This window comes from Pseudooceanicola antarcticus, assembly GCF_900215355.1.
In the GTDB taxonomy this organism is placed as follows: domain Bacteria; phylum Pseudomonadota; class Alphaproteobacteria; order Rhodobacterales; family Rhodobacteraceae; genus Pseudooceanicola; species Pseudooceanicola antarcticus.
Map to the genome: position 1 here is coordinate 171,025 of NZ_OBEA01000001.1, position 24,893 is coordinate 195,917.

The 24,893-nt window shown below is 67.4% G+C and carries 30 protein-coding genes, 1 tRNA gene and 1 riboswitch; of the genes, 10 read left to right on the plus strand and 21 right to left on the minus strand.

What is annotated here, in order from left to right; translation table 11 throughout:
* Positions 1-3: 3 nt before the first annotated feature.
* From era to CRO50_RS00875, 6 genes are all read right to left on the minus strand, one after another.
* Complete coding sequence (era, locus tag CRO50_RS00850; protein ID WP_097143983.1) at positions 4-912, minus strand: GTPase Era; 909 nt, start codon at positions 910-912, stop codon at positions 4-6.
* Between the two features lie 65 nt (positions 913-977).
* Positions 978-1,853, minus strand: coding sequence for a DMT family transporter (locus CRO50_RS00855; protein ID WP_097143984.1), 876 nt, complete (start codon positions 1,851-1,853; stop codon positions 978-980).
* Positions 1,850-2,539 carry a ribonuclease III gene (gene rnc, locus CRO50_RS00860; RefSeq protein WP_097143985.1) on the minus strand — a complete coding sequence of 230 codons (690 nt, stop codon included), beginning with the start codon at positions 2,537-2,539 and terminating at the stop codon, positions 1,850-1,852. The genes CRO50_RS00855 and rnc overlap by 4 nt, the downstream gene beginning before the upstream one ends.
* 101 nt (positions 2,540-2,640) lie before the next feature.
* A complete protein-coding gene (gene lepB, locus CRO50_RS00865) occupies positions 2,641-3,489 on the minus strand; it encodes a signal peptidase I (RefSeq protein WP_097143986.1) in 849 nt (282 codons plus the stop codon).
* Positions 3,490-3,797: 308 nt separating this feature from the next.
* Positions 3,798-4,202 (minus strand): holo-ACP synthase, encoded by a 405-nt coding sequence (gene acpS, locus CRO50_RS00870; protein ID WP_097143987.1) that lies wholly within the window; start codon positions 4,200-4,202, stop codon positions 3,798-3,800.
* A gap of 99 nt (positions 4,203-4,301) precedes the next feature.
* Positions 4,302-4,499: a hypothetical protein gene (locus tag CRO50_RS00875; RefSeq protein ID WP_097143988.1), complete on the minus strand. Its 198-nt coding sequence runs from the start codon at positions 4,497-4,499 to the stop codon at positions 4,302-4,304.
* Positions 4,500-4,599: 100 nt separating this feature from the next.
* Between CRO50_RS00875 and CRO50_RS00880 the strand changes: the two genes are divergently transcribed.
* Complete coding sequence (locus CRO50_RS00880) at positions 4,600-5,493, plus strand: LysR substrate-binding domain-containing protein (RefSeq protein WP_097143989.1); 894 nt, start codon at positions 4,600-4,602, stop codon at positions 5,491-5,493.
* 10 nt (positions 5,494-5,503) lie between these two features.
* Here the strand turns inward: CRO50_RS00880 and CRO50_RS00885 are convergent, their stop codons facing one another.
* The 5 genes from CRO50_RS00885 to folK form a co-directional block, all read right to left on the minus strand.
* A complete protein-coding gene (locus CRO50_RS00885) occupies positions 5,504-6,253 on the minus strand; it encodes a pyridoxine 5'-phosphate synthase (RefSeq protein ID WP_097143990.1) in 750 nt (249 codons plus the stop codon).
* Positions 6,254-6,393: 140 nt separating this feature from the next.
* On the minus strand, positions 6,394-7,062 hold the full coding sequence (locus CRO50_RS00890; RefSeq protein WP_097143991.1) for a DUF2062 domain-containing protein: 669 nt from the start codon (positions 7,060-7,062) through the stop codon (positions 6,394-6,396).
* Positions 7,052-9,220 carry a RelA/SpoT family protein gene (locus CRO50_RS00895; RefSeq protein WP_097144666.1) on the minus strand — a complete coding sequence of 723 codons (2,169 nt, stop codon included), beginning with the start codon at positions 9,218-9,220 and terminating at the stop codon, positions 7,052-7,054. Before CRO50_RS00895 ends, CRO50_RS00890 begins: the two co-directional genes overlap by 11 nt.
* An 83-nt stretch (positions 9,221-9,303) precedes the next feature.
* Positions 9,304-9,660 (minus strand): DNA-directed RNA polymerase subunit omega, encoded by a 357-nt coding sequence (rpoZ, locus tag CRO50_RS00900; RefSeq protein WP_097143992.1) that lies wholly within the window; start codon positions 9,658-9,660, stop codon positions 9,304-9,306.
* Between the two features lie 107 nt (positions 9,661-9,767).
* Entirely contained in the window at positions 9,768-10,358 is a 591-nt protein-coding gene (folK, locus tag CRO50_RS00905) for a 2-amino-4-hydroxy-6-hydroxymethyldihydropteridine diphosphokinase (RefSeq protein WP_097143993.1), read from the minus strand.
* Between the two features lie 111 nt (positions 10,359-10,469).
* Between folK and CRO50_RS00910 the strand changes: the two genes are divergently transcribed.
* The 3 genes from CRO50_RS00910 to rnhA all read left to right on the plus strand — a co-directional run bounded on the left by CRO50_RS00910 (position 10,470) and on the right by rnhA (position 12,918).
* Entirely contained in the window at positions 10,470-11,042 is a 573-nt protein-coding gene (locus CRO50_RS00910; RefSeq protein WP_097143994.1) for a LabA-like NYN domain-containing protein, read from the plus strand.
* A 181-nt stretch (positions 11,043-11,223) separates the two neighbouring features.
* Complete coding sequence (ispH, locus tag CRO50_RS00915; RefSeq protein ID WP_097143995.1) at positions 11,224-12,189, plus strand: 4-hydroxy-3-methylbut-2-enyl diphosphate reductase; 966 nt, start codon at positions 11,224-11,226, stop codon at positions 12,187-12,189.
* A gap of 276 nt (positions 12,190-12,465) precedes the next feature.
* Positions 12,466-12,918 carry a ribonuclease HI gene (gene rnhA / locus CRO50_RS00920; RefSeq protein WP_097143996.1) on the plus strand — a complete coding sequence of 151 codons (453 nt, stop codon included), beginning with the start codon at positions 12,466-12,468 and terminating at the stop codon, positions 12,916-12,918.
* Between the two features lie 115 nt (positions 12,919-13,033).
* On the opposite strand, the gene CRO50_RS00925 is transcribed toward rnhA, so the two are convergent.
* The 6 genes from CRO50_RS00925 to CRO50_RS00950 are packed head-to-tail and all read right to left on the minus strand — an operon-like array spanning position 13,034 to position 17,645.
* Positions 13,034-13,717: a D-lyxose/D-mannose family sugar isomerase gene (locus CRO50_RS00925; RefSeq protein WP_097143997.1), complete on the minus strand. Its 684-nt coding sequence runs from the start codon at positions 13,715-13,717 to the stop codon at positions 13,034-13,036.
* Position 13,718: 1 nt separating this feature from the next.
* Positions 13,719-14,633, minus strand: coding sequence for a methionyl-tRNA formyltransferase (gene fmt / locus CRO50_RS00930; protein WP_097143998.1), 915 nt, complete (start codon positions 14,631-14,633; stop codon positions 13,719-13,721).
* A gap of 58 nt (positions 14,634-14,691) precedes the next feature.
* Positions 14,692-15,186, minus strand: coding sequence for a peptide deformylase (gene def / locus CRO50_RS00935; RefSeq protein ID WP_097143999.1), 495 nt, complete (start codon positions 15,184-15,186; stop codon positions 14,692-14,694).
* The gene (gene def / locus CRO50_RS00940; RefSeq protein WP_097144000.1) at positions 15,183-15,680 is read right to left on the minus strand and encodes a peptide deformylase; all 498 of its coding nucleotides are present in this window, start codon (positions 15,678-15,680) and stop codon (positions 15,183-15,185) included. The genes def (CRO50_RS00935) and def (CRO50_RS00940) overlap by 4 nt, the downstream gene beginning before the upstream one ends.
* Complete coding sequence (gene def, locus CRO50_RS00945; protein ID WP_097144001.1) at positions 15,680-16,198, minus strand: peptide deformylase; 519 nt, start codon at positions 16,196-16,198, stop codon at positions 15,680-15,682. Before def (CRO50_RS00945) ends, def (CRO50_RS00940) begins: the two co-directional genes overlap by 1 nt.
* A 25-nt stretch (positions 16,199-16,223) precedes the next feature.
* On the minus strand, positions 16,224-17,645 hold the full coding sequence (locus tag CRO50_RS00950; protein WP_097144667.1) for an FAD-binding oxidoreductase: 1,422 nt from the start codon (positions 17,643-17,645) through the stop codon (positions 16,224-16,226).
* A 145-nt stretch (positions 17,646-17,790) separates the two neighbouring features.
* Between CRO50_RS00950 and CRO50_RS00955 the strand changes: the two genes are divergently transcribed.
* Positions 17,791-17,867: transfer RNA gene (locus CRO50_RS00955), tRNA-Met, on the plus strand.
* Between the two features lie 88 nt (positions 17,868-17,955).
* Here the strand turns inward: CRO50_RS00955 and CRO50_RS00960 are convergent.
* Positions 17,956-18,225 carry a DksA/TraR family C4-type zinc finger protein gene (locus CRO50_RS00960; RefSeq protein ID WP_097144002.1) on the minus strand — a complete coding sequence of 90 codons (270 nt, stop codon included), beginning with the start codon at positions 18,223-18,225 and terminating at the stop codon, positions 17,956-17,958.
* A gap of 150 nt (positions 18,226-18,375) precedes the next feature.
* Positions 18,376-18,550, plus strand: a riboswitch (cobalamin riboswitch).
* A 144-nt stretch (positions 18,551-18,694) separates the two neighbouring features.
* Between CRO50_RS00960 and CRO50_RS00965 the strand changes: the two genes are divergently transcribed.
* Genes CRO50_RS00965 through CRO50_RS00985 form a run of 5 tightly spaced genes read left to right on the plus strand, consistent with a single transcriptional unit; the run spans position 18,695 to position 22,128 of the window.
* Positions 18,695-19,480 (plus strand): DUF4198 domain-containing protein, encoded by a 786-nt coding sequence (locus tag CRO50_RS00965; protein ID WP_097144003.1) that lies wholly within the window; start codon positions 18,695-18,697, stop codon positions 19,478-19,480.
* Positions 19,481-19,494: 14 nt separating this feature from the next.
* The gene (cbiM, locus tag CRO50_RS00970) at positions 19,495-20,112 is read left to right on the plus strand and encodes a cobalt transporter CbiM (RefSeq protein ID WP_097144004.1); all 618 of its coding nucleotides are present in this window, start codon (positions 19,495-19,497) and stop codon (positions 20,110-20,112) included.
* Positions 20,109-20,696: a cobalt ABC transporter permease gene (locus tag CRO50_RS00975; protein WP_097144005.1), complete on the plus strand. Its 588-nt coding sequence runs from the start codon at positions 20,109-20,111 to the stop codon at positions 20,694-20,696. The genes cbiM and CRO50_RS00975 overlap by 4 nt, the downstream gene beginning before the upstream one ends.
* 5 nt (positions 20,697-20,701) lie before the next feature.
* Positions 20,702-21,490, plus strand: a complete 789-nt coding sequence (cbiQ, locus tag CRO50_RS00980; RefSeq protein WP_097144006.1) for a cobalt ECF transporter T component CbiQ — start codon at positions 20,702-20,704, stop codon at positions 21,488-21,490.
* A complete protein-coding gene (locus CRO50_RS00985; protein WP_097144007.1) occupies positions 21,481-22,128 on the plus strand; it encodes an energy-coupling factor ABC transporter ATP-binding protein in 648 nt (215 codons plus the stop codon). The genes cbiQ and CRO50_RS00985 overlap by 10 nt, the downstream gene beginning before the upstream one ends.
* Here the strand turns inward: CRO50_RS00985 and cobF are convergent.
* Genes cobF through CRO50_RS01000 form a run of 3 tightly spaced genes read right to left on the minus strand, consistent with a single transcriptional unit; the run spans position 22,125 to position 24,893 of the window.
* The gene (cobF, locus tag CRO50_RS00990) at positions 22,125-22,856 is read right to left on the minus strand and encodes a precorrin-6A synthase (deacetylating) (protein ID WP_097144008.1); all 732 of its coding nucleotides are present in this window, start codon (positions 22,854-22,856) and stop codon (positions 22,125-22,127) included. The genes CRO50_RS00985 and cobF overlap by 4 nt on opposite strands.
* Positions 22,849-23,589 carry a uroporphyrinogen-III C-methyltransferase gene (gene cobA / locus CRO50_RS00995; protein ID WP_097144009.1) on the minus strand — a complete coding sequence of 247 codons (741 nt, stop codon included), beginning with the start codon at positions 23,587-23,589 and terminating at the stop codon, positions 22,849-22,851. The genes cobF and cobA overlap by 8 nt, the downstream gene beginning before the upstream one ends.
* Complete coding sequence (locus CRO50_RS01000) at positions 23,586-24,893, minus strand: cobyrinic acid a,c-diamide synthase CobB (protein WP_097144010.1); 1,308 nt, start codon at positions 24,891-24,893, stop codon at positions 23,586-23,588. The genes cobA and CRO50_RS01000 overlap by 4 nt, the downstream gene beginning before the upstream one ends.

A 24,893-nucleotide genomic window follows, 5' to 3' on the forward strand; every position in this document is an offset into this window, starting at 1 on the left:
GTCTCAGCGATTGCCGTCCTTGAAGTCCAGGCCCATCTCGGAATAGCGCTCGGCCTCTTCCAGCCAGTTCTCACGCAGCTTCACCTGCAGGAAGAGGTGAACCTTGCGGCCCAGGAATTCTTCCAGCTCTTCGCGCGCCAGCTTCGAGATCGCCTTGATCGTCTCGCCCTTCTTGCCAAGGATGATCCCCTTGTGGCCATCGCGGGCGACGTAGATCATCTGGTCGATGCGGGCGGAACCATCCTTGCGCTCTTCCCAGTTCTCGGTCTCGACCGTCAGCTGGTAGGGCAGCTCCTGGTGCAGGCGCAGGGTCAGCTTCTCGCGGGTCATCTCGGCGGCGATCATGCGCATGGGCAGATCGGCAATCTGGTCCTCGGGGTAGAGCCAGGGGCCCTCGGGCATCTCGCCCGCCAGCCATTCGCGCAGGTCCTGCACGCCAAAGCCCTTCTCGGCCGAGATCATGAAGGTGCGCTCGAAGGCGTAGCGCTCATTCATCTCGCTGGTCAGCGCCAGCAGCACCTGGCTTTCCACGCGGTCGATCTTGTTGATCGCCAAGGCCACGCGGCGGCCCTTGGGCAGCGCGTTCAGGCCCTCGAGGATCTTCTCGACGCCATCGGTGATGCCCCGGTGGGCTTCGATCAGCAGGACGATCACATCGGCATCGGCAGCGCCACCCCAGGCGGCGGCAACCATGGCCCGGTCCAGCCGGCGGCGCGGCTTGAAGAGACCGGGGGTGTCGACGAAGACCAGCTGCGAGTCGCCCTCCAGGGCCACGCCCCGGATACGTGCCCGGGTCGTCTGCACCTTGTGGGTGACGATCGAGACCTTTGCCCCGACCATGCGATTGGTCAGGGTGGACTTGCCCGCATTGGGCTCTCCGATCAGGGCGACGAAACCGGCCTTGGTACTCATGTGCTGCATCCTTGAAGCGAAGTGCGCTCTCTACGGCCTTTTACCGCAGCGCGCCAGCCCTGTCTTTACTGGCGTTTGGCCGCGACCCGCCCCGAGCGGATCAGCGTGTAGCTGCCGGATACGACGATCAACAGGCCTCCAGCCAGGGTCCAGAGGTCCGGGCGCTCTCCGAAGAAGACATAGGCCAGCCCCAGGGCCACCAGCAGGCGCGAATAGCGGAAGGGCGCCACGACCGAGACCTCGCCCGAGCGCATGGCCACGGTCAGCGCCGTGTAGGCCGAGACCCCGACCAGCGCCAGCAGCAGCACCGACAGCGCCTCGTCCGGTTGCGGCAGACGTGGCGGGGCGGCGTCGAAGGACATGAAGATCAGCCCCGCGAGGATGATCACCAGGAAGCCCAGCATGCCAAGCTGGCGGCCCGAGACGCTGGGCGGCGCCATGCGCGTGGCCAGGTCGCGGCCGGCAAAGCCGATCATGCCCAGCAGGGCGAAGATCGAGGCGGGCTCGAAGGCATCCGGGGTCGGTTTGATGATCAGCAGCACGCCCGCGAATCCCACGGCCATGGCGGTCCAGCGGCGCGGACCGACCTTCTCTCCCAGCAGCAGGGCGGCGCCGAAGGTGACCACCAGCGGCGCCGCCTGCAGGATGGCCGAGGTCGAGGAAAGCGGAGTGAAGGCCAGCGCCAGGGCGAAGAAGAGCCGGCCCACCAGTTCGATCACCGAGCGGATCAGCAGGCGGGGGCGCAGGGCGTCACGGGTCAGCGGCGCCTCGCCGCGCGCCAGGCAGAGCCCGGCAAAGAGGATCGAGCCGGTGATCCCGAAGAGCAGCGTGGTGAACCCCGGCGGCAGGCTGGAGGAGACGGATTTGAAGAGCGCGTCCTCGACGGCGAAGCCCAGCATGGCAAGGACCATGAAGAGGCTGCCCTTGACGTTGGGGCTCAAGCGGATTTCCCTTCCAGCCGCGCCAGCAGCGCGGTCGCGGCGGCCTGTTCGGCGGCGCGTTTCGAGGCGGCGGTGGCGCTGGCCTCTTCCCCCGTCTTCAGGCGTGCCGAGATGGTGAAGACCGGCGCGTGGTCCGGCCCCTTGCGGTCGGTCTCGACATAGGCGGGCGGCGGCAGGCGGCGGGCCTGGGCCCATTCCTGCAACGCGGTCTTGGCATCGCGGGCGTCATCCTCGACCTCGGCGATGCGGCGGCCCCAGAGCCGCAGGATCATCGCCTGGGCGGTCTCGAAACCGGCATCCAGGTAGACGGCGGCAATCACCGCCTCCATGGCGTCGCCCAGCAGGGCCTGCTTGCGGCGTCCGCCCGACATCTGTTCCGAGCGGCCCAGCTTCAGCACGTCGCCCAGCTCGATCTCGCGGGCGATATCGGCGCAGGTCTCCTTGCGCACCAGCGCGTTGAAGCGCGGCGCCAGAAGCCCCTCGGAGGCGCCACGGTCCTCCTTCAGCAGCGCCTCGGCCATGACCAGGCCAAGCACGCGGTCGCCCAGGAATTCCAGCCGCTGGTTGTCGGGCCGGGTCGGCGAGGACATCGAGGAATGGGTGACGGCGCGCAGCATCAGCTCGGGCCGGGCAAATTCATGGCCCAGCTTCGCCTGAAAGGCCTTCAGCTCTGCGGATATCTTCATGACTGCCTCGGGGGTGCTGCGGATGTCGCCCTAGAAAGCGCAAAGCCGCGGCAGGTGCAAGGGCACCGCCGCGGCACAGGTGGGCTCGGCCCCTGGTCGGATCAGGTGATCGGTTCCAGGAAACGGTCCTTGCGCCAGTCCCAGAAGAACAACAGCGAGCGCCCGCCCGAGGAGAAGACCACGCGGTCGGCGCGGCCGATCAGGTTCTCGTAGGGCACGAAGCCCACGCCGTCGCGCGAGCGGGCGAAGCGCGAGTCGGTGGAATTGTCGCGGTTGTCGCCCATCATGAAATACTCGCCCTCGGGCACCTCGAAGACGCCGGTATCGTCGGCGGCCGAGGAATAGCCGATGTTGAGGATCGAATGGGTCAGACCATTTGGCAGGGTCTCGAGGTAGCGTTCCTTCTCGCATTCGCCACCGGCACCGATCACCGCACCGTTGAAGCAGCGCGGAAGGCGACCCTGGGGGCCCTGCGGGGCGTAGGTCTCGATGAACATGCCGGCGGGCTCCATCTTCACGGCCTCGCCGTTGATGTGCAGCACCGAGTCGATCATCTGGATCTTGTCGCCGGGCAGGCCGATGACGCGCTTGATGTAATCCTCACCGGTGACCGGGTGACGGAAGACCGCCACGTCGCCGCGCTCGGGCTCGGAGCCCAGCAGGCGGGTGTTGTCATTGTCGAGGAAGCCGCAGATGTCGCGGGCATCGAGGTCGATGCCGAAGCGGCGGATCTTGATGTTGGGGCAGGAGGCGTAGGAATAGCCGTAGGACATCTTGTTGACGAAGAGGAAGTCTCCGACCAGCAGCGTGTCCTTCATCGAGCCGGAGGGAATCCAGAAGGGCTGGAAGAAGAGCGACCGGAAGACGCCGGCGATCACCAGTGCCCAGAAGATCGTCTTGATGGTTTCCCAGATGAAGCTGCCTTCGCCGCTGCTGCTGCTCCGCGCCATGACGCCCGATCCTTCTGCCTGTTAACCGCGCCCCTTCGCCGGGCAGCCTTGGCTACATGCGGGGGCGCGGATGCCAAGTCAACAGAGGCGCGGGGATTTCCGCCGTCCGGTATCGGGATCGTGTTGCAAAGGGCTCAGGCTCGGTCGGGGGGTGGTCAACACAGGCGGTCCGGGGAGGGGGCTCTGCCCCCCTCCGCTGCGCGGAGTCCCCCGCAGTATTTTCAGCCATCGGATGGGACAAGGGTCTCTTGCAACCGTCCGACGGCCACACGTCATGCCGCCGGAGACATCCGGCATCGCAGCTTGCCCTAGTCCCTGACCGGACGCGCCTCGATCACCACGAAGGCCTGGGCCCAGGGGTGGTCGTCGGTGAGGGTGACATGGACGATGGCCTCATGGCCCTCGGGTGTCAGCTCGGCCAGGCGCTCGGCGGCCCAACCGGTCAGATGCATGACGGGCTGGCCGGTCCTGAGGTTGGTCACCGCCATGTCCTTCCAGGCGATGCCCATGGCAAGCCCGGTGCCAAGCGCCTTCGAGCAGGCCTCTTTCGCGGCCCAGCGTTTGGCATAGGTCCCGGCCTCGTCCTTGCGGCGCGATGCCTTGGCCTGTTCGATCTCGGTGAAGACACGATTGCGGAAGCGGTCGCCATGGCGATCGAGGACGCCTTGAATGCGCTCGATATTGGCCAGGTCCGTTCCGATTCCGATGATCATCTCCGCGCCCCTTTCCGCTGGTCTCCCCGCCTTAGCGCGAAACGCGGGCCTGGGAAACACTGCCCCCGGCAGGGGCCTGTCGGAAAGTGCGGGGAGGGGTCAGGCGCCGCAGGCGACCTGGGACGCGCGCCGGCCCATGGCCGGAACGGAGGATGCCACGGAGGACATCGGGTGGGTCAGCGGCAGGTCGGCGAGTTGCGCCGGGTTCATGGCCGCGATCCGCGGATCAGCGAAGGGGTCGTCGCGCCGTGCGGCGGGGGCCCTGCCTCCGAAGAGTTTGCTGAAAAGGTCTTTCATTGTTTTTATCCTTCTCTAGGGTTTCAGATATCCCCAATATAGTGGCTCCTGCGGCCTTTAAAACTTCACAAGAACTGAAAGCGTGTTTAGGAACGCTGAAATGCACCCACTGCAAACCGCCCCCCTGAACGCCCTGCGCGCCGCCGAGGCCACGGCCCGTCTCGGCTCGCTTCGTGCCGCGGCCCAAGAGCTGGGCGTCAGCCCCGGTGCGGTGAGCCAGCAGATCGCGCGGGCCGAATCCGCCCTGGGCCGTCCGCTGTTCGACCGCCGCCCCGGAGGCCTGCGCCCCGCCGAGGGCACCGAAGAGATCTTCCTGCATCTGCGCGAAGGTTTCTCGCGGCTGACCGCCGCGGTCGAGCTGACCCGCCGTGACCGGGCGCATATCCTGACCATCTCGGTGGCGCCGATCTTCGCCGCGCGCTGGCTGATCTGGCGCCTGCCCGAGTTCACCCGCGCCCACCCCGAGATCAAGGTCCGCCTCGACAGCTCCATCCAGCTAGTCGATCCGAATGCCGGAGACGTGGATTTCGCCATCCGCATCGGCCCCGGTGGCTACCAGGGGCTGACGGTCGAGCGCCTGCTGGAGCAGAGGGTGATCCCCGTCTGCTCTGCCGATTGGGCGGCGAAGCTCCAGACCCCCGCCGATCTTGCCCATGTGCCGATCATTCGCGACGCGCGGGCGATGTTCGACTGGGATGTCTGGCTGGGCCCCGAGGGGTTGTCGCGGCAGATCCTGGGCGAGGGGCCGGAGTTCAACGAGGCCTCGCTGGGGCTCGATTCGGCCATGGCCGGAGAGGGCGTACTGCTGGCCTTCGAGACCCTCTGCCATGACGCGCTGGAACGCGGCCAGGTGGCCGCCCCCTTCCCGCGCTATCACCCCACCGGGCTCAGCTACTGGCTGGTCTCGGCGCGGGACCGCTCGCTCTCGCTGCCGCAGCGACGGTTTCGGAGCTGGCTGAAGGATAGCCTCGCCAGCTCCGGGATGGGGAGTTAGGCGCGGGCGCTCAGGTCCGGGCCTCGTCCATCAGGCGGCGCATTTCGGCGATGGCCGGTTGCAGGCCCAGGAAGATCGCCTCTCCGACCAGGAAGTGGCCGATGTTCAGCTCGCGCAGCTCGGGGAAGGCGGCGACGGGCTGCACGGTTTCGTAGGTCAGCCCGTGGCCCGCGTGGACTTCCAGCCCCAGGGAATGGCCGAAGCTGGCCATCTCGCGCAGGCGCTCGAGCTCGGCGTCGCGTTCGGCGAAACGGCCCTCGGCATGGGCGTCGCAATAGGCGCCGGTGTGAAGCTCGATCACCTCGGCGCCGATGCGATGCGCGGCCTCGATCTGGGCGCGGTCGGCGGCGATGAAGATCGACACCCGGCAGCCCGCCTCGCGCAGCGGCGCGATGAAATGGGCCAGCCGGTTCTCGTCCCTGGCCACTTCCAGCCCGCCCTCGGTCGTGCGCTCTTCGCGCTTCTCGGGCACGATGCAGACCGCGTGCGGCTTGTGACGCAGCGCGATGGCCTGCATCTCGTCCGTGGCGGCCATTTCGAAGTTGAGCGGCACGGTCAGCGCCTCGGCCAGGGCTTCGATATCGGCATCCGAGATATGGCGGCGGTCTTCGCGCAGATGCGCGGTAATCCCGTCGGCGCCGGCCTCCTCGGCCAGTTTCGCCGCGCGCAACGGATCGGGATAGGCACCGCCGCGGGCATTCCGCACGGTGGCCACATGGTCGATATTCACACCCAGACGCAGTTTCGGCTGTTCACTCATGGCGCGGCTCCTTCAACACGCGCCTATCAATGCCGCAAGCCTTCTCGCTTCGCCACCCCCCAAGCGGCCAATTTCCCTGCTGAGGGATATCAACGGATGGAATGGGCGAAGAGGCCCCAGCCTGCGCCCGGTCCCCGTCCCTAGCCCTTGCGGGCGGACTTGGCGGCGGACTTGGCGCGCAGCGCCGCCAGCTTGGCCTTCAGCGCGCCCTTGCGGCGGGCCTGGTAGGCCCGGATCAGCGGCACCGAGATGTAATAGGCGACCAGCCCGGCAATCACGCCGGGGATCACGCCGCCGATCATGTAGGGGAAGAAGATCTCGTTGTAGAAGGCGACGAGCCCGTGCCAATTGGCATCCACATCGGTGAAGAGCGCCCAGATATTGTCCTTCAGGTCATCCGCCGCGGCCAGGAACTTGCCACCGAAGCCATGGGCGATGCCGTCGTAGTGATGCGGCGGGCCCGCGTGCTGCGACATGCCGAGAATCCAGTACCCCAGCTGCAGAGAGAGCACGCCGATCGGCACATAGGTCAGCGGATTTCCGACGAAGGTGGCCAAGAGCGCGGCCAGGATATTGCCGCGCAGGATCAGCGCGATCAGCGCGGCGACCATGAAATGCATGCCGAAGAACGGCGTGAAGGTGGTGAAGACCCCGGCGAAAATCCCCCGAGCGATGGTCTCGGGCGTGTCGGGCAGCCGGCGCAGCCGGTGTTTCACGTAATGAAAAGCCCGTGTCCAGCCGCCACGCGGCCAGAAGAACTCGAAGATGATCCTCCAGTATGGCCGTCTGTCGCGCCGTTTAAAGACCAAGTCGGTCGTCCTCGGGGCCGGGGGAGGGTGCCGCTGGCGGCTCCTCGGGTTTGCGATGACGCGAGACAGACGCAACATCCGCCTCGGCCTCGAGCGCCGAGATGAGATTGTGCAGATGCTCCGCGTCCCGCAGCTCCACGTCTACCAGCACCCGGTAAAAATCCGGCTTCCGGTCGAGGAACTCAAGGTCCGAGATATTGGCCTTCTGCTCGCCGATCAATGTGCAAATCCGCCCCAGCACCCCAGGATCGTTCGCCAGCACCAGATCGAGCGTAACTGCGTAAATTGCAGCATGTCGTCCGGTCTGCCAGTGCAGGTCGACCCAGCGGTCGGGCTGATCCTCGTAGGCCGAGAGGGCTTCGCAGTCGATGGCATGGACCTGCAGCGGGCGGCCACGCCAGGTGATGCCGACGATTCGCTCGCCCGGCAGGGGGCGGCAGCAGGTGGCGCGCTTGAAGCTCTGGCCCTTTTCCAGGCCGATCAGGGCGCGTTCGCGCTTCACGGCGTCGCCGTCCTCGGCCACCATCAGCTCGGGGTAGAGCACGTTGACCACCCGCGCCACGCGCAGCTCGGCCCGGCCCAGCTGGGCCAGAAGCTCGTCCTTGCCGTCCTCGATGCGCAGCTTGCGGGCGGCGGTTTCCAGCACCTTGTCGGTGGCCTTCTTGCCCACGTGCTCGAAGCCCGAGCGCGCCAGCTCGCGGCCCAGTTTCACGTAGCGCTCGCGGTCCACTTCGCGCAGGGCGCGGCGGATGGCAGCCTTGGCGCGGCCCGTGGTGGCGATCTCCAGCCAGGTGGCCTGGGGCTCCTGCCCCTCGGCAGTGATGATCTCGATCGACTGGCCGTTCTTGATCCGCGTCCACAGCGGCACCCGCATGCCGTCGATCTTGGCCCCGACGCAGGCAGAGCCGATGCGGGTGTGGATCGCATAGGCGAAGTCGATGGGGGTCGCGCCACGGGGCAGCTTCACAACTTCGCCCTTGGGGGTGAAGCAGAAGACCTTGTCCGAGTACATCTCGAGCTTCACGGCTTCCAGAAAGTCCTCGTGATCCTCGTCGGCACCCATCTGTTCGGTCAGCGCGGCGATCCAGCGGCCCGGATCGACGGCGAAGGGGTTCTCGGCCTTCACGCCGTCCTTGTAGGACCAATGCGCGGCAACGCCGGCCTCGGCGACCTCGTGCATGGCGCGGGTGCGGATCTGCACCTCGACCCGCTTGCCGTCACGGCCCGAGACGGTGGTGTGGATCGAGCGATAGCCGTTGGACTTGGGCTGGCTGATGTAATCCTTGAAGCGACCGGGGATGGACTTCCAGCGCTGGTGGATGACGCCCAGGGCGCGGTAGCAATCCTCTTCGCTCTCGGTCAGGATGCGGAAGCCGTAGATATCCGACAGACGAGAGAAGCTCTGCTTCTTCTCCTCCATCTTGCGCCAGATCGAATAGGGCTTCTTGGCCCGGCCCTTGACCTCGGCCGCGACCCCCGCTTCCGCCAGCTCCTTGCGCATGTCCTTGGTGATGCGTTCGATCACGTCGCCCGCATCGTCCTTGAGAGAGACGAAACGGCGCAGGATCGACTGACGGCCCTCGGGGTTGAGCACCTTGAAGGCCAGGTCCTCCAGCTCTTCGCGCATCCACTGCATACCCATGCGCCCGGCCAGCGGGGCGAAGATATCCATCGTCTCGCGGGCCTTCTGCACCTGCTTCTCGGGCTTCATCGCCTTGATGGTGCGCATGTTGTGCAGGCGGTCGGCCAGCTTGACCAGGATCACCCGCATGTCGCGGGACATCGCCATGAAGAGCTTGCGGAAGTTCTCGGCCTGCTTGGTCTCGGTGCTGGAGAGCTGCAGGTTGGTCAGCTTGGTCACGCCATCGACCAGCTCGGCCACGTCGCTGCCGAAGAGCTCGACCAGCTGGGCATAGGTGGCGCGGGTGTCCTCGACCGTGTCGTGCAGCAGGGCGGTGACGATGGTGGCATCGTCCAGGTGCTGCTCGGCCAGGATCATGGCCACGGCGATGGGATGGGTGAAATAGGGTTCGCCAGAGCGGCGGAACTGCCCCTCGTGCATCTCGCGCCCGAAGTCATAGGCGCGGCGCAGCATCTTGGTGTTGGACTTGGGATTGTAGGCGGTGACTAGCGCGATGAGCTCGTCCACCGGCATCATTTCGGCAGCCTCGGCCATGCCCCCCTCTTCCTTGCGCGGATCGCGGTCCGCTTCGGCATCTCGGGGGGTCATGGGTGTCCGCCTCAGTCCTGGCGCTGAGCCTCGACGAGAGCGCGCAGCAGCTTCTCTTCGCTCATGTCGTCGTCGGCCGGCTTGTCAGCGGCCTCTGCCCCCATGAGCAGCGCCATGCTGTCCTCTTCGGGCTCATCGACCTCGATCTGGGTCTGATGCGATTCGATCAGACGCTCACGCAGTTCCTCTGCCGACTGGGTCTCTTCGGCGATCTCGCGCAGGGCGACGACGGGGTTCTTGTCGTTGTCGCGGTCCACGGTGATCTGCGAGCCGGAGCTGACTTCGCGCGCACGGTGTGCGGCAAGCATGACCAGTTCGAACCGGTTCGGAACCTTGTCGACGCAATCTTCAACGGTAACGCGGGCCATCTGGTACTCTCCTGCTCTTGGGATCAAGCGTGTTGAGATGAGGTTGAGAGCGTGTATCTAAGCGCTCTCCCCCTTGTTGACAAGTCGATTCTCCCCCGCCCGCCGCGTCACGGCAAGGGGGTAAGGGCGTCCCGGTCGGCCTGTGGCAGATCCCCGCACATCTCGGCGACGCTGCGATGCAGCAGCGGATGCACCCAGTCCGGCGCAACCTCGGCGAGTGGCACCAGCACGAAGGCGCGGTCCTGGATGCGCGGATGCGGCAGGATCAGGTGCTCGGGCGCCTCGGTCATCTGCCGCTCGAGCGGCAAGTGGCGCCAGGCTTCCTGGGTTTCGGAATCGGGCAGCACCCGGCCATCGCAGGCCAGCAGATCCAGGTCCAGGACGCGGGCGCCCCAGCGAGTTTCCCGTTCCCTGCCATGCAGATGCTCGATCCGGTGCAACCGGGCCAGGAATTCCTGCGGCGTCTCCGGGCTCTCCATCGCCAGGGCGGCGTTGACATAGTCCGGGCCGACCCCGGCCGGGAAGGCCGGGGACCGGAAGAAACGGCTCACGGAGGTGATTCGTCCGGGCCCTTCGGAGAGCTCCGAAATGGCCGAACGCAGGATTTCCGCGGTCTGGAGCAGCGTAGGTTCCAGGTTTCCCCCCAGGGCAACGAGGAAATTGTGGCTTACGTAGGTGTCATTCGGATATTTGGACATGGTCCGTCACTTGATGCATGCTTTCGCAACATTTATTTTTAAGGATCTACCCGGATCGGGTTTCACTCTCCCTTGTTTGGATCCGGGTGGTACAATTGGAAAGGCATTTTGATGTTCTACAAAGACGAACGGCTTGCGCTGTTCATTGATGGGTCCAACCTGTACGCGGCTGCAAAGTCGCTCGGGTTCGACATCGACTACAAGCTCCTCCGCCAGGAATTCATGCGCCGTGGCAAACTGCTGCGCGCGTTCTACTACACGGCGCTGCTGGAGAATGACGAGTATTCCCCGATCCGGCCGCTTGTTGATTGGCTTCACTACAACGGGTTCACCATGGTCACCAAGCCCGCCAAGGAGTTCACCGATAGCCAGGGCCGCCGGAAGGTCAAGGGGAACATGGATATCGAACTGACCGTCGATGCCATGGAACTGGCGCCGCGCGTCGATCATATCGTGCTGTTCTCCGGCGATGGCGACTTCCGCCCGCTGGTCGAGAGCCTGCAACGCCAAGGCGTTCGGGTTTCTGTCGTCTCGACCATCCGCAGCCAGCCGCCGATGATCGCCGATGAACTGCGCCGCCAGGCCGACAACTTCATCGAGCTCGACGAGCTGCGCGAAGTCATTGGCCGTCCCCCGCGCGAGACCCCGGCGGAAGACCGCACCGTCAGCCGCGCCACGGTCTGACCTTCTCGAACTGATCCCGGCCGGGCCCGTCTGTCCCATGTCTCCGTCCCGAGGCATCGGCGGGCCCCGCCACCCCACCCTCCCCAGAGAGAGAGGGCCCGGCCCCGCGCCGCTCTGGACCTCGGCCCGACACTCCCCTACCTGTTGTCACAGCAGGAGCTGCCCGAGGATCGAGACCCAGATGAATGCCCCCGGAACCCCCAAGCCGCCACTGACGCTCTACCTCGCCGCCCCGCGCGGGTTCTGCGCCGGTGTGGATCGCGCGATCAAGATCGTCGAGATGGCGCTCGAGAAATGGGGCGCGCCGGTCTACGTGCGGCACGAGATCGTCCACAACAAGTTCGTCGTCGACGGGCTGCGCGACAAGGGCGCGGTCTTCGTGGAAGAGCTGGACGAATGCCCCCCGGACCGCCCGGTGATCTTCTCGGCCCACGGCGTGCCGAAGGCCGTCCCCGCCGAGGCCGCCCGGCGCGAGATGGTCTATGTCGACGCCACCTGCCCGCTGGTCTCCAAGGTCCATATCGAGGCCGAAAGGCACTCCGAGGAAGGGCTGCAGATCGTCATGATCGGCCATGCCGGCCACCCCGAGACCATCGGCACCATGGGCCAGCTGCCCGAGGGCGAAGTGCTGCTGGTCGAGACCGAGGCCGATGTGGCGACGCTGGAGGTCCGCGACCCCGGTCAGCTGGCCTTCGTGACCCAGACCACGCTTTCGGTCGATGACACGGCGGGCATCGTCGCCGCGCTGAAGGCGCGCTTCCCGGCCATCGTCGGCCCTCACAAGGAAGACATCTGCTACGCCACCACCAACCGCCAGGAATCGGTGAAGGCCATGGCAGGCAAGATCGACGCCATGCTAGTGGTCGGCGCCCCCAATTCCTCGAACTCCCGCAGGCTGGTGGAAGTGGCTTCGCGCAATGGCTGCGGCTACGCCCAGCTGGTGCAGCGCGCCACCGATATCGACTGGCGCGCGCTGGAAGGCATCCGCTCGATCGGCATCACCGCCGGCGCCTCGGCCCCCGAGGTGCTGGTGAACGAGGTCATCGACGCGCTGAAGGCCCGCTACGATGTCACCGAAGAGCTGGTCGAGACGGCGAAAGAGAACGTCGAGTTCAAGGTCCCCCGCGTCCTGCGTCAACCGGCCTGACGGGTGGGGGCTCTGCCCCCGTCTCCTTCGGAGACTCCCCCGGAGTACTTTCAGCCTGGTGATGATGCAGCAGGTCCCGCCTGAATTGCGGCCTCCCTTTACTGCATGGGCGTGGCACGCTCCTCATTGCGAAAGTCGGCCGCCCGGAAAGGCGCTTGTCCCGCATCATCACCAGGCCTGAAATACTCTCGCCGAAGGCAAACGCCAGTCAGGGCGGTATCCCTTGACCTTCGGGCTGCCACATGGTGTCTCGCCGGCAATTCAACGGAGGTTTCCATGGCCAAGTTCTACGCCTTCACCGATGGCGCCTGCTCCGGCAATCCCGGACCGGGAGGCTGGGGCGTGCTGATGCAGGCGCGCGAAGGGGAAGAGGTGCTGAAGGAGCGCGAGCTCAAGGGCGGCGAGGCCAATACCACCAACAACCGGATGGAGCTGATGGCCGCGATCTCGGCGCTGGAGGCGCTCGGCCGTCCGACCGCGATCACCGTGGTCACCGACAGCCAATATGTGAAGAACGGCGTGACCGGCTGGATTCACGGCTGGAAGCGCAATGGCTGGAAGACCGCGGCCAAGAAGCCGGTGAAGAATGCCGAGCTCTGGCAGCAGCTCGACGAGGCCGCCAAGCGGCACCAGGTGACCTGGGAATGGGTCAAGGGCCATGCGGGCCACCCCGAGAACGAACGCGCCGACGAGCTGGCGCGGGCCGGGATGGCACCCTTCAAGAGCTAGCGTCGCAGGGGGTGGCGGGGTGACCCCCGCCCTGTGGGCCCTGTGCCGGCCCACGCCTTGCCCCGGCCCGTGCAGCCTGGGCAGGGTGGGTGCCAACCCACCTACCCCCGGCCGATCAGAGCTTCGCGTCGTAGTCGGAGACCAGCAGGTGCAGCGGGTCGCTGTCTTCCTCGATGCTGGAGAACCGCCCGATGGGCGCCTCGAAGATATTGTCCGTGCGGTCGTCGTTCACCGTCGAGACCTCGCCGATGCAGACCCGACCACCCTCGCCCCAGAAGGCGTGCCAGATGTCAGGCGTCAGGGTCACGCTCTCGCCCGGCATCAGCTTCAGCTTGCCACCGGCGGGCAGTTCCCGCCACAGGCCATCGGTCATCACCCGCACCGGCGCCTCGCGGTCGATGCCATCGGCACCATCCATCCAGAGCTCCAGCACCAGCGGCGCCCCGCCGCGGTTGATGATGTCCTCGGTCTTCACGATGTGGCGGTGCATCGGAGAGATCTGCTCGTCTCCCGAGATCAGCAGCTTCTCGGCATAGACCCGGCCACCCTTCGGGTTGCCCAGGTCCGCCGCATTGCCGTTGCGCACGGTGAAGAGGAAGAGCCCCAGCGTGTCGTAGTGGCCATCGCCGTAGTCGGTGACATCCCAGCCCAGGCCCTGTTCGACGATCAGCGAGGCATCGCCCTTGCGGGCGCGGAATTCCTCCGGGCTCCAATAGGCGAAGGGCGGCAGGGTGAAGCCGTATTGGCGGAAGAAGGCATCGCCTTCGCGGATTAGTTCGTTGACCTCGGATCGCAGCATGTCAGCCTCCCAATTTCGTGCCTGCGGGCAGCGGATGACCCCGCAGGAAGACCTCCGCCTCCTGCGCGCCCTTGCCGGCGCGTTGCAGCACCAGCAGCTCCACGGCGCCAGAGCCGCAGGCCACCACAAGTCCCTCTGCCTCAAGCACCTCTCCGGGCGCACCCTGCACCGGGGCCAGGCGCGATGCCAGCAGTTTCAGCCGCTGGCCGTCATGCTCGATCCAGGCACCCGGAAAGGGCGAAAGACCCCGGATCTGGCGGTCGACTTCCGTGGCCGGACGTGTGAAATCCACCCGCGCCTCGGCCTTGTCGATCTTGGCGGCATAGGTGACGCCCTCTTCGGGCTGCGGCTCGGGGGTCAGCTCGGGCAGGTGCTCCAGCGCCTGGGTGATCATCCGTGCGCCCATCACCGAAAGCCGGTCATGCAGCTGGGAGGTCAGCTCTTCGGCACCGATCGGCGTGGCCTCGCGCAGCAGCACGGGGCCGGTATCCAGCCCGGCTTCCATCTGCATGATGCAGATGCCGGTCTCGGCATCGCCCGACAGGATCGCCCGGTGGATCGGTGCCGCCCCGCGCCAGCGCGGCAGCAGCGAGGCATGGATATTGAGGCAACCGAAGCGCGGCGCATCCAGCACCGGCTGCGGCAGGATCAGGCCATAGGCCACGACCACGGCCACATCGGCGTCGAGCGCGGCGAAGGCCGCCTGCTCGTCCTCGCCCTTCAGGCGGACCGGGTGGCGCACCTCTAGCCCCAGCTCGAGCGCCCGGGCATGGACGGGGGTGGGACGGTCCTTCTTGCCGCGCCCCGCGGGGCGGGGCGGCTGGCAATAGACCGCGGCGATCTCGTGACCGGCCTCGACCAGCGCATCCAGCACCGGCACCGAGAACTCGGGCGTTCCCATGAAAATAACGCGCATCGCCCTGCCTTTCCTCTCGCCAATAGCTTGCCCCGGCGCGGCGCCGGGAGGCCGCGTCTCAGCGCAGCTTCTTCGCCTTCCGCAGCAGCATGTCCCGCTTCATCTTGCTCAGGTGGTCGAAATACATCTTCCCCGCAAGGTGGTCGATCTGGTGCTGCACGCTGGTCGCCCAGAGGCTGACGAAATCCTTTTCCTCGACCTCTCCATCCGCGTTCAGGAAGCGCACCGTCACCGCGCGGGGACGCGAGATCTTCGCCGAGACGCCGGGCAGGTTCGGGCTGGCCTCTTCATGCTCGCGCAGCTGCACGCTGGCATGGAGCACTTCGGGATTGGCCATCAGAACCACCTTTCCGCGCTCTTCCGAGGCATCGACCACGGCGAGACGCTGCATCACGCCGATCTGCGTGGCCGCAAGGCCGACGCCGGGCATGGCCTCCATGGTGTCGACCATGTCGGCCCAGATGGCACGCACCTCGTCGGTGATCTCGGGCACATCGGCGGCGGCGGTGCGCAGGCGCTTGTCGGGCCAGGGCAGGCAGGTCCGCGCGGTCATTGCGCGGCCTCGTAGGCGGCCAGCAGGTCGGTGCGCTGCCCGTCCGACAGGTAATCCAGGTAGACCCGCCCATCCAGGTGATCCAGCTCGTGCTGGGCGCAGGTGGCCTCGAAGCCCGAAAGCTTCTCTTCGTGCTCCACCCAGTTCTCGTCATGCCAGCGCATCACCACTTCGGCGGGGCGGGCGATCTCGGCCAGAACGCCGGGGATCGACAGGCAGCCCTCTTCGCGGGTCACCAGTTCATCAGAGCGCCAGGTGATCTGGGGGTTCAGGCAGGCACGGGGCGTTTTTTCGCCTTCCTTCCAGGTGCAATCCATGACGAAGAGGCGCTTCAGCACCCCCACTTGCGGCCCGGCAAGGCCACGGCCCGGCGCGGCATACATCGTGTCGAACATGTCCGCGACCAGGGCGCGCAGGTCGGCACCGGGGTCGATCCGGCCCGCCATGGTCGCCAGCACGGGGTCGGGCCAGTGCAGGATCTTCATCACCGCCATCAGCCGCGCGCCCTCTCGCGCTTCAGCTTCTGGCTCTTGCGGGTGATCATCTGGCGCCGCATCGGAGAGACATAGTCGATGAAGAGCTTGCCCTCGAGGTGGTCGATCTCGTGCTGCACGCAGGTCGCCCAGAGCTTGTCGAAGCTCTCTTCCTGCGCATTGCCGTCACGGTCCATCCAGCGCACGGTGACCTCGGCGGGGCGTGTCACCTCGGCGTATTGCTCGGGGATCGACAGGCAGCCCTCTTCGTAGACGCTGGTCTCGTCCGAGGCCGCGACGATCTCGGGGTTGAACATGACCAGCGGGCGCGGGGTCTCGCCCTCTTCCTTGACGCAATCCAGCACGATCAGCCTTTGCAGGATGCCGATCTGCGGCGCGGCCAGGCCGATGCCGGGCGCGTCATACATGGTTTCCAGCATGTCGTCCGACAGCTTGCGCAGCTCGTCCGAGATATCCTCGACAGGAGCGGCGACCTTCTTCAGACGCGGATCGGGGTGGATCAGGATGGGGCGTTTCATGGCAGACGATCTAAGCCAAGCAATGTCACTTCGCAACTGCGCCCGAGGCCTCGGGCAGCAGCTTTCCGGGGTTGAGGATGCCCTTGGGATCAAGCGCGGCCTTGATCGCCCGCATCGCCGCCAGCGCGCCGGGGTCCTTGCGCCGGGCCATGGTGTTCAGCTTGTGGGTGCCCACACCGTGCTCGGCCGAGAAGGCGCCGCGCAGATCAGCCACGATATCCTCGATCGCCTCGACCACCCGGTCCTTCTCGGATTTCGGCAGGGTGGGGAAGATGGTGTAGTGGATATTGCCGTCGCCCAGATGCGCCACCACCGAGGTGGCTGAGCCCGGCGCCAGCCCTTCCAGCATCTCGTCGGCACGGGACAGGAACTCAGCCACCCGGTCCACCGGCACGGCGACATCCATGATGATCTGGTCGGGCCGCATCGAGGCCACCTCGGAGGCCGCCTCCCGCAGGGCCCACATCTCGCGCCGCTGCGCTTCCGAGGCGGCGATGACCGCATCGTCGATCTCGCCATCCTCCAGCATCCGGCCCAGCACCTCTTCCAGGTAGGCGGCCACCGGCAGCACCCCGTCCTCGCCCGCCACGCAGTCGCGCGGGCTCAGGGCGCCGATTTCCAGCAGGATGTTGACCTCGTGCCGCGCCTCGAAGGGGGCGCGGGTGCCGGGGCGCAGCCTGGCGTAATCGTCGACATAGCTGGCGGGCATGTACTCGAAGGCCTCGACCGCGCCGCCGGTGGCCTCTTGCAGGCGGTTCAGCAGGTCCAGCGCCGGCGGCAGCGCCGCCATGCCGACCATGGCCGTCGCATAGGCCCTGGGCTGCGGACGCAGGCGCAGCACGGCGCCGGTGATCACCGCCAGCGTGCCTTCCGATCCGATCAGCAGGTGGCGCAGGTCATAGCCCGAGTTGTTCTTGTGCAGGTCCTGCATCAGATCGACCACGGTACCATCGGCCAGCACCGCCTCGATGCCCAGCACCAGGTCGCGGGTATTGCCGTAGCGCAGCACGTTGGAGCCCCCCGCATTGGTCGCCAAGGCGCCGCCGATCATCGCCGAGCCCCTTGCGCCGAAGGTCAGCGGAAAGATCATCCCCTGCTCTTCCACCGCCTCGTGCAGCCTGGCGATGACCACGCCCGCCTCGACCACCGCAGAGCGGGCACCGGGGCGGATCTCGCGGATGCGGTTCATCCGCTCCAGCGAGACCACCAGCGCGCCCTCGCCCTGCCCGCCCCCGGCCAGCCCGGTCCGGCCACCGAGCGGGATCACCGGGGTGCCTGTCTCATGGGCCAGTTTCATCACCGCCGAGACCTCCTCGGTCGTGCCCGGACGCACCACGGCCAGCGGGGCCTCGAAATGTTCGTGGTTCCAATCCCAGCCATAGGGTTCGGCCTCGGCGCCGGTCAGGACGTGGCCCGGCCCAAGGATCTCTGTCAGCCTGTCGATCATGATTTTCGCGCCCTTCACCCGGCCATTTGCGGCGGCCATATTGTCTGCCACCGGCGCGACGAACAAGAGGAGAAGGCCGGGCGGATTTTTCCCGGAATTTGCGCTTGACCTCTGAAAGCCGCTGGCCTAACTAGCGCCACGGTTTGGCGGAGTAGCTCAGTTGGTTAGAGCAGCGGAATCATAATCCGCGTGTCGGGGGTTCAAGTCCCTCCTCCGCTACCAAACCTTCCCCCCTCGAAAATTCGACGCATCGAGCCCCGGCAGAGCTGTCTCTTGCGCGCTCCGCTGCAATGGCATTGCGGCCATCGCGCTACTTCAGCTGGCTGTCCTTCGAGCCGCGCCGGTTGATGCCGCCGCGTTGCTTTTGCTGGCCGTCGCGCTCCATCTGGCAGTCGATGCACAGCTTCACGCCGGGGAGCGCCACGCGGCGCTTCTCGGGAATCGGCTCCTCGCATTCGGCGCAATGGGTCAGGCTCTCGCCCTGCGGCGCCTTGCGGGCCTGCATCCTCTTCAGCTCGTCATTGATCGAGGCTTCGATCTGCTCACTCACCGCGCCGTCGCGCGCCCATCCGCCTGCCATGGCCCTTCTCCTGCCGGTTGTCCCCTGAAACCTAGCGCGACACCCCCGCCCTGGAAAGCGGCGGCCCGGCGGGACACCGCCCGAGCCCGGCCCGCGCGGCGCAATTGAGCGATTGACCCCGCGACCTCTTCTCTGGCAAGCAGGTGCCACGTCCGGTTCCGGGGTTTGCCCCCCGGAAGCAAAAGGGAATGCAGTGCGGCCAACCGGCCCAGTCTGCAGCTGCCCCCGCAACTGTGAGCGGAGAGCGTGGTCACGAAAGCCACTGGAGAGATCCGGGAAGGCAGACCGATACGCGAAGACCCGCAAGCCAGGAGACCTGCCGGACCGGCGCCCCGAGGGGCGTCTCCATCGGGCGTCGGGGTGAACGTCAGAGCATGTGCCCGGGCCCTGCGTCCGACATCTGCTCTTGCATCCCGCCGTCCATCGCAACTGCGCCGGGTGAGGCGCTAAGGACAGGGATGACCAACCCATGAAGACCCGTTTTCTCGCGGCGGCTGCCGCCCTCTTTCTGCCTGCGGCAGCGCAGGCGCACTTCCTGCTGGAATACACCACCCAGACCATGATCGAGCGTCCCGGCGATGTGCCGGTGAAGCTGATCTTCTGGCACCCCTTCGACAATGGCCACGTGATGGACCTGGAGCTCCCGCAGGAGTTCTACATGATCCACAACGGCACCCGCACCGACCTGCTGGACCGGCTCGAGCCGGTCAGCTTCACCGGAAGCGCCAATGAAGGCGCCGCCTTCCTCGGCTCGGTGCCGGTCAAGCGCTCGGGCGACTACGTGCTGGTGACGGTGCCGCAGCCCTACTACGAGGAATCCGAGGATCTCTATATCCAGCAGTTCACCAAGGCCTTCCTGAACCGCAACCAGCTGCCCACCGACTGGATGGAGCCCGTGGGTCTGCCCACCGAGATCCTGCCCCTGGTGAAGCCCTACAACGTGCTGGCCGGCAGCAGCTTCACCGGCCAGGTCCTGCGCGAGGGAGCGCCCGCCGCGGGCGTCGAGATCGAGATCGAATACATGGCCGCCGAACCCGACATGGAGAGCGCCGCCTCGACCTCTCCGCTGGTCGGCACGCCGCCGGGCGGCGCGCTGGTCGCCATCTCGGACGACAACGGCTACTTCACCTTCGGCGTGCCCCGCGCCGGCTACTGGGGCTTCGCCGCGCTCGGCGCCGGTCCCGTGACCGAGCACGAGGGCAAGGAACTCAGCCAGGATGCGGTGATCTGGATCCGCGCCTGGGACCTGGACTGAGCGGGGTCGGGCCGATGCATATCGTCGATGGCGCACTCAGCAACCCGGTGGTGATCGGCGGCGCCCTGTTCGCGGTGGCGGGAATTGCCCGCGGCCTGCGCTCGCTCGAGCTGGAGCGCATCCCGGTGGCCGGGGTGCTCTCGGCCAGCTTCTTCGTCGCCTCGCTGATCCATGTGCCGATCGGCCCCTCGTCGGTCCACCTGATCCTCAACGGCCTGGCCGGGCTCATGCTCGGCTGGGCCGCCTTCCCGGCGCTCTTCGTCGGCCTGCTGCTGCAGGCGGTCTTCTTCGGCTTCGGCGGGCTGACGGTGCTGGGGGTCAATACGCTCAATATCGCGCTGCCCGCGGTGCTGGCCTGGCTGCTCTTCGGCCGCCTGATGGCGCGGGGCAGCCCCTTGCAGGGTGCGCTCTGGGCCGGGCTGGGGGGCGCGACAGCCATCGCCGGGACCACGGTGATGGTCGCGCTCTCGCTGGCGCTGACGGGGGACGAGTTCCTCACCGCCGCCAAGCTGATCCTGGTGGCCCATGTGCCGATCATGGTGATCGAGGCGCTGCTCACCGGCTTCGCGGTGCTGCTGGCGCGCAAGGTCAAACCCGAGCTCTTCGATGCCGCAAAGGGAATACGCACATGATCCGCGCCCTGATGATCGCCGCGCTCTGCGCGCTGCCCCTGCCTGCCCTGGCCCACAAGGTCATTGCCTCGGTCTTCCCCTCGGGCTCTGCCATCGAAGGCGAGGTCGGCTTTTCCAACGGGGCCATGGCCGTGGGCCAGGAGGTCCAGGTCTTCGGCCCCGATGGCGCCCTGCTGGGCCGGGTGCTGACCGATGACGACGGCTTCTTCCTTTTCACCCCGACCGAGCCCGTGGCGCACAGGTTCCGCGCCGACCTGGGCGCGGGCCATGTGGCCAATGTCACCATGGAGGCGGCTGAGGTCGCCCGCATCCTGGGCACCACCCCGGCCGCTCCCGCCGGCGACGGGACTCCGGCAGGCGACACGGGCCCGACCGGCGCGCCGGCCTCCGCCGCCGGGTTCAGCGCCGCGCAGCAGGCAGAGATTGCCCAAATGCTGCGCGATGAGCTGCGTCCGCTGCGGCGCGAGATCGCGGCCTATCGGGAACGGAACGATTTGCAGAGCATCCTCGGCGGGATCGGCTATATCGTCGGACTCTTCGGGCTGGGCTTCTACCTGGCTGCACGTCGCAGGCTGAAGGACTGAACGGGATGGCGCATGCCCTGACCCATAGCGAAAAGACCCTGGCCGAGCCCGGCGCCCTGCCGGACCACGGTCTGATCGGCCTGCTCGACCCGCGCCTGCGCATCGTGCTGGCGGTGCTCTTTGCCGTGGTCGTGGTCGCGCTCTCCACCCTTCCGGCGCTGGCGCTGGCGCTTGGCTGCGCGCTCTGCCTGCTGGCGCTGTCGCGGCTGCCGGTGCGCCGCACGCTGCGCCGCATGGCGATGATGGACGGCTTCATCTTCTTCATGCTGGCCATGCTGCCCTTCACCGTGCCGGGCGATCCGATCTTCAGCCTCTGGGGCCTCTCGGCCAGCTGGCAGGGCGTCGCCCGCGCCATCGAGATCGGCCTGACCGCCAATGCGGTCATCCTGGCGCTGATGGTGCTTGTCGGCACCCAGGAGCCGGTGACCCTGGGCCATGCGCTGCACGGGCTGCGCTGCCCGGAAACCCTGGTCCACCTGATGATGTTCACCATCCGCTACATCGAGGTCCTGCGCGAGGAATACTTGCGCCTGCGCGCCGCGATGAAGGTGCGCGGCTTCCGCCCCGGCACCAACTGGCACACCTACCGCAGCTTCGGCTACCTGGTCGGCATGATGCTGGTGCGGGCCATCGAACGATCCGAGCGCATCCTGGGCGCGATGAAATGCCGGGGCTTCTCGGGGCGGATCGTGCTTTTGCAGGACTTCGCCCTGACCCCGCGCGACCATGCCTTCGCCGCAGCCGTGGTGCTGGCCTGCGCCGCCCTGATCGGAGCCGAACTCGCATGGCGCTGATCCAGCTGACCGATATCCACTTCGCCTACCCCGGCCAGGCGCCGGTGCTGGCCGGAGCCTCCTTCGCGCTCGACGAGGGGCAGCGGCTGTCGCTGACCGGGCCCAATGGCGCCGGCAAGTCGACCCTGCTGCGCATCATCCTGGGTCTCACCCGCCCCGATGCCGGAGAGGTCACCATCTTCGGCCAGTCGCGCCGCGCCGAGGCCGACTTCCACGAGGTGCGCCGCCGCATCGGACTGGTCTTCCAGGACCCCGATGACCAGCTCTTCTGCCCCACCGTGGCCGAGGACGTGGCCTTCGGCCCGCTCAATCTCGGGAAATCCCGAGACGAGGCGCTCTCGATCGTCGAGAAGGTGCTTTCGGACCTAGACCTGCGCCACCTGCGCGACCGGATCACCCACAAGCTCTCGGGCGGGGAGAAGCGGCTGGTGACCCTGGCCACCGTGCTGGCGATGGAACCCGAGGTGCTGTTGCTCGACGAGCCCACCAATGCGCTGGACCCGAAGAACGAGGCCCGCCTGCTGGAGATCCTGCAGGCCCTGCCCCAGGCCATGCTGCTGGTCAGCCACGACCCCGTCTTCCGCGAGGCGCTGGCCCCGGCCAAGGTAGAACTGAGCGAGGGACGGCTGGCGGGTTAATCGCGCCGCAGCAGATAGGTATCCATGATCCAGCCATGGCGCGCCCGCGCCTCGGCGCGCGCCGCCACGATGCGCGGCGCGGCCTCTGCCAGCGGGCCCTGGTCCAGGATCTGCTCGGGCATGCCAAGGAAGCCACCCCACCAGATATGCAGCCCCTCGGGCGGCAGGCTCTGGAAGCTGCATTCGCCATCCAGCATGACGAACAGCGTGCCGACCCCCTCGGGCCAGCCCTCGTCACGCAGCCGTCGCCCGGTGGTCACCTGCACGGCACCGTTGATCTGGTTGAAGGGGATCGCATGGGCAGAGGTCAGCGCCTGCAGCGCCGTGATGCCGGGGATCACCCGCAGCTTCGGCGCTTCGGGCAGCCGCGCGGCGATGCGCAGGGTGGAATCGTAAAGCCCCGGATCGCCCCAGACCAGCAACGCCACCGGCCCCTCGGGCGCGCCTTCCAGCGCCTGCTGCCAGCGAAGCGCGATCTCGTCGTGCCAGGCATCGACCCGGGCGGCATAGGGCAGCGAGGGGTCACGCTCGGGCATGTCGAAATGCAGCACGCGGGCCTCGGCCCCGGCGGCGCGCAGGATGGCGTGGCGCAACTCGGCCAGGTCCTCTTTCGCGGTGCCCTTGCGGGGGATCAGCACCACGGCGGCCTCGCGCAGGGCCTGCTGGCCCTCCAGCGTGACGTGGCCCGGATTGCCCGTGCCGATACCCACAAGCCAGAGCTCACGCATCCTCGAACCCCACGCCCATCTCGGCCAGCGGCCCGTAGAGGATCAACGCCGGCTGGTTGCCCGGCTCGCCGCTCAGCCGCTCGACCAGCCCTGCCACCGTGGTGCGGTGCAGCTTCTGATCTGGGGTCGAGACCGCCTCGGCCAGGATCGCCGGGGTCTGCTCCGGCAGCCCATGGGCAAAGAGCGTCGCGGCCAGCTTGGGGAAGGTGCGCTTGCCCATGAAGACCACGGTCGAGGCCCCCGCATCGGCCAGCGCCGCCAGGTCGATATCCTCGGGCAGCGCGCCCGAGGCATCGTGGCCGGTGACGAACTGCACCCGCCGCGCGGTCAGCCGCCGGGTCAGGGGGATACCACAGGCCGCCGCCGCCGCGATGGCCGAGGGCACGCCGGGGATGATCTCGTAGGGGATGCCGGCCTCCTGCAGGGCCACCAGCTCTTCCTCGAGCCGCCCGAACAACCCTGAGTCGCCCGACTTCAGCCGCACCACGTGCTGGCCGGTGCGGGCGTAGTCGACCAGCAAGCGGCTGACGTGATGCTGCCGCGGCGAGGGTCGCCCGGCGCGCTTGCCGACGCCCACGAGATCCGCTCCGGCGCGGGCATGGGACAGGATCGGCCCCGAGGACAGGTCATCGAAGAGCACCGCATCGGCCTTTTGCAGCCGGTCGACGGCCTTCAGGGTCAGAAGCTCGGGATCGCCGGGACCGGAGCCGACGAAGCTGACGAACCCGCTCATGCCGCGCCCTCCGCCGAGATCAGGTGGAAGAAGGTGCCGGTGACATGGCCGCGCAGGGACCCGGTCTCGGGCACCGCGTTGCCGTCGGCATCGGCCACCTGCGCCAGCGGCGCGTCGGGCTGTTCGAGGATGGTCGAATAGTGGAATTCATGCCCCCTGAGCGCCTGCCCCGGCTGGGCACCGGGCATCGGCGCCTGCAGCGTGGCGCGGCGGTAGCCCAGGTGGAACTTCCGCTTCTCGTAGCTGGTGACGAGGCCCAGCAGGCCCGCCATCCGGTGGCGCTCGCCCTGCTTGTCGATCAGCGCTTCGCCAAGGGCCATGTAGCCGCCGCATTCGCCATGCACGGGGCGGGTCTCGGCGTGCGCAAGCAGCCCCTTGCGGAAGGTTTCGGCGGCAGCCAGCTTGCCCGCGTGAAGCTCGGGGTAGCCGCCCGGCAGCCAGACCAGATCGGCCGAGGCATCGGGGGCCTCGTCGGCGAGCGGCGAGAAGGGCAGGATCTCGGCCCCCGCGGCACGCCAGCCTTCCAGCAGGTGCGGATAGGTGAAGGAGAAGGCGGCGTCCTGCGCCAGCGCGATGCGCTGTGCCGGGGGCTTCGGCAGCGCGCGGGCCTCGGGCAGCGCATGGCCAGCGGCGGCGGCACGGATCGCGTCGAGGTCGACATGTTCGCGCAGGAAGGCGGCATAGCCTGCGATGGCGGCCTCCAGATCGGGGTGTTCCACCGCCTGGATCAGGCCAAGGTGGCGTTCCGGCAGGGTCAGATCTCCGCGCCGGGGCAGGCAGCCCAGCACCGGCAGACCGGCGCGCTCCATCCCCAGCCGGGTCAGGCGCTCGTGCCGGGGCGAGGCGACGCGGTTCAGGATCACGCCCGCGAAGGGCAGATCCGGCGCATAATTGCGGAAACCGAGCGCCGTGGCGGCGGCCGATTGCGCCTGCCCGCCCACGTCCAGCACCAGCACCACCGGCCAGCCCATGCGCTGCGCCGTCTCGGCGCTGCTGCCGAAGCCCGACAGCCCGCGCGTGGCGACCCCGTCGTAGAGCCCCATCGACCCTTCCGCGACGCAGATATCCGCCCCCGCCGCCTGGGCCGAGATTGCGCTGAGCAGCCCGTCCCCCATCGACCATGTATCGAGGTTGAACGAGGCCCGCCCGGAGGCCGCCCGGTGGAACGCCGGGTCAATGTAGTCGGGGCCCGACTTGTAGGGCTGCACGGTCAGACCATCCTCGGTGAGCGCCCGCAGGAGCCCCAGCATCACCGTGGTCTTGCCTGTCCCCGAAGAGGGGGCCGATACCAGAACGCCTTTCAT

Bases quoted from the DNA above. Each gene is read 5' to 3' on its own strand.
- era (WP_097143983.1), bottom strand. From the start codon at position 912: ATGAGTACCAAGGCCGGTTTCGTCGCCCTGATCGGAGAGCCCAATGCG.
- rnc (WP_097143985.1), bottom strand. From the start codon at position 2,539: ATGAAGATATCCGCAGAGCTGAAGGCCTTTCAGGCGAAGCTGGGCCAT.
- lepB (WP_097143986.1), bottom strand. From the start codon at position 3,489: ATGGCGCGGAGCAGCAGCAGCGGCGAAGGCAGCTTCATCTGGGAAACC.
- acpS (WP_097143987.1), bottom strand. From the start codon at position 4,202: ATGATCATCGGAATCGGAACGGACCTGGCCAATATCGAGCGCATTCAA.
- CRO50_RS00875 (WP_097143988.1), bottom strand. From the start codon at position 4,499: ATGAAAGACCTTTTCAGCAAACTCTTCGGAGGCAGGGCCCCCGCCGCA.
- CRO50_RS00880 (WP_097143989.1), top strand. From the start codon at position 4,600: ATGCACCCACTGCAAACCGCCCCCCTGAACGCCCTGCGCGCCGCCGAG.
- CRO50_RS00885 (WP_097143990.1), bottom strand. From the start codon at position 6,253: ATGAGTGAACAGCCGAAACTGCGTCTGGGTGTGAATATCGACCATGTG.
- CRO50_RS00895 (WP_097144666.1), bottom strand. From the start codon at position 9,220: ATGATGCCGGTGGACGAGCTCATCGCGCTAGTCACCGCCTACAATCCC.
- rpoZ (WP_097143992.1), bottom strand. From the start codon at position 9,660: ATGGCCCGCGTTACCGTTGAAGATTGCGTCGACAAGGTTCCGAACCGG.
- folK (WP_097143993.1), bottom strand. From the start codon at position 10,358: ATGTCCAAATATCCGAATGACACCTACGTAAGCCACAATTTCCTCGTT.
- CRO50_RS00910 (WP_097143994.1), top strand. From the start codon at position 10,470: ATGTTCTACAAAGACGAACGGCTTGCGCTGTTCATTGATGGGTCCAAC.
- ispH (WP_097143995.1), top strand. From the start codon at position 11,224: ATGAATGCCCCCGGAACCCCCAAGCCGCCACTGACGCTCTACCTCGCC.
- rnhA (WP_097143996.1), top strand. From the start codon at position 12,466: ATGGCCAAGTTCTACGCCTTCACCGATGGCGCCTGCTCCGGCAATCCC.
- CRO50_RS00925 (WP_097143997.1), bottom strand. From the start codon at position 13,717: ATGCTGCGATCCGAGGTCAACGAACTAATCCGCGAAGGCGATGCCTTC.
- fmt (WP_097143998.1), bottom strand. From the start codon at position 14,633: ATGCGCGTTATTTTCATGGGAACGCCCGAGTTCTCGGTGCCGGTGCTG.
- def (WP_097143999.1), bottom strand. From the start codon at position 15,186: ATGACCGCGCGGACCTGCCTGCCCTGGCCCGACAAGCGCCTGCGCACC.
- def (WP_097144000.1), bottom strand. From the start codon at position 15,680: ATGGCGGTGATGAAGATCCTGCACTGGCCCGACCCCGTGCTGGCGACC.
- def (WP_097144001.1), bottom strand. From the start codon at position 16,198: ATGAAACGCCCCATCCTGATCCACCCCGATCCGCGTCTGAAGAAGGTC.
- CRO50_RS00950 (WP_097144667.1), bottom strand. From the start codon at position 17,645: ATGATCGACAGGCTGACAGAGATCCTTGGGCCGGGCCACGTCCTGACC.
- CRO50_RS00960 (WP_097144002.1), bottom strand. From the start codon at position 18,225: ATGGCAGGCGGATGGGCGCGCGACGGCGCGGTGAGTGAGCAGATCGAA.
- CRO50_RS00965 (WP_097144003.1), top strand. From the start codon at position 18,695: ATGAAGACCCGTTTTCTCGCGGCGGCTGCCGCCCTCTTTCTGCCTGCG.
- cbiM (WP_097144004.1), top strand. From the start codon at position 19,495: ATGCATATCGTCGATGGCGCACTCAGCAACCCGGTGGTGATCGGCGGC.
- CRO50_RS00975 (WP_097144005.1), top strand. From the start codon at position 20,109: ATGATCCGCGCCCTGATGATCGCCGCGCTCTGCGCGCTGCCCCTGCCT.
- cbiQ (WP_097144006.1), top strand. From the start codon at position 20,702: ATGGCGCATGCCCTGACCCATAGCGAAAAGACCCTGGCCGAGCCCGGC.
- CRO50_RS00985 (WP_097144007.1), top strand. From the start codon at position 21,481: ATGGCGCTGATCCAGCTGACCGATATCCACTTCGCCTACCCCGGCCAG.
- cobF (WP_097144008.1), bottom strand. From the start codon at position 22,856: ATGCGTGAGCTCTGGCTTGTGGGTATCGGCACGGGCAATCCGGGCCAC.
- cobA (WP_097144009.1), bottom strand. From the start codon at position 23,589: ATGAGCGGGTTCGTCAGCTTCGTCGGCTCCGGTCCCGGCGATCCCGAG.
- CRO50_RS01000 (WP_097144010.1), bottom strand. From the start codon at position 24,893: ATGAAAGGCGTTCTGGTATCGGCCCCCTCTTCGGGGACAGGCAAGACC.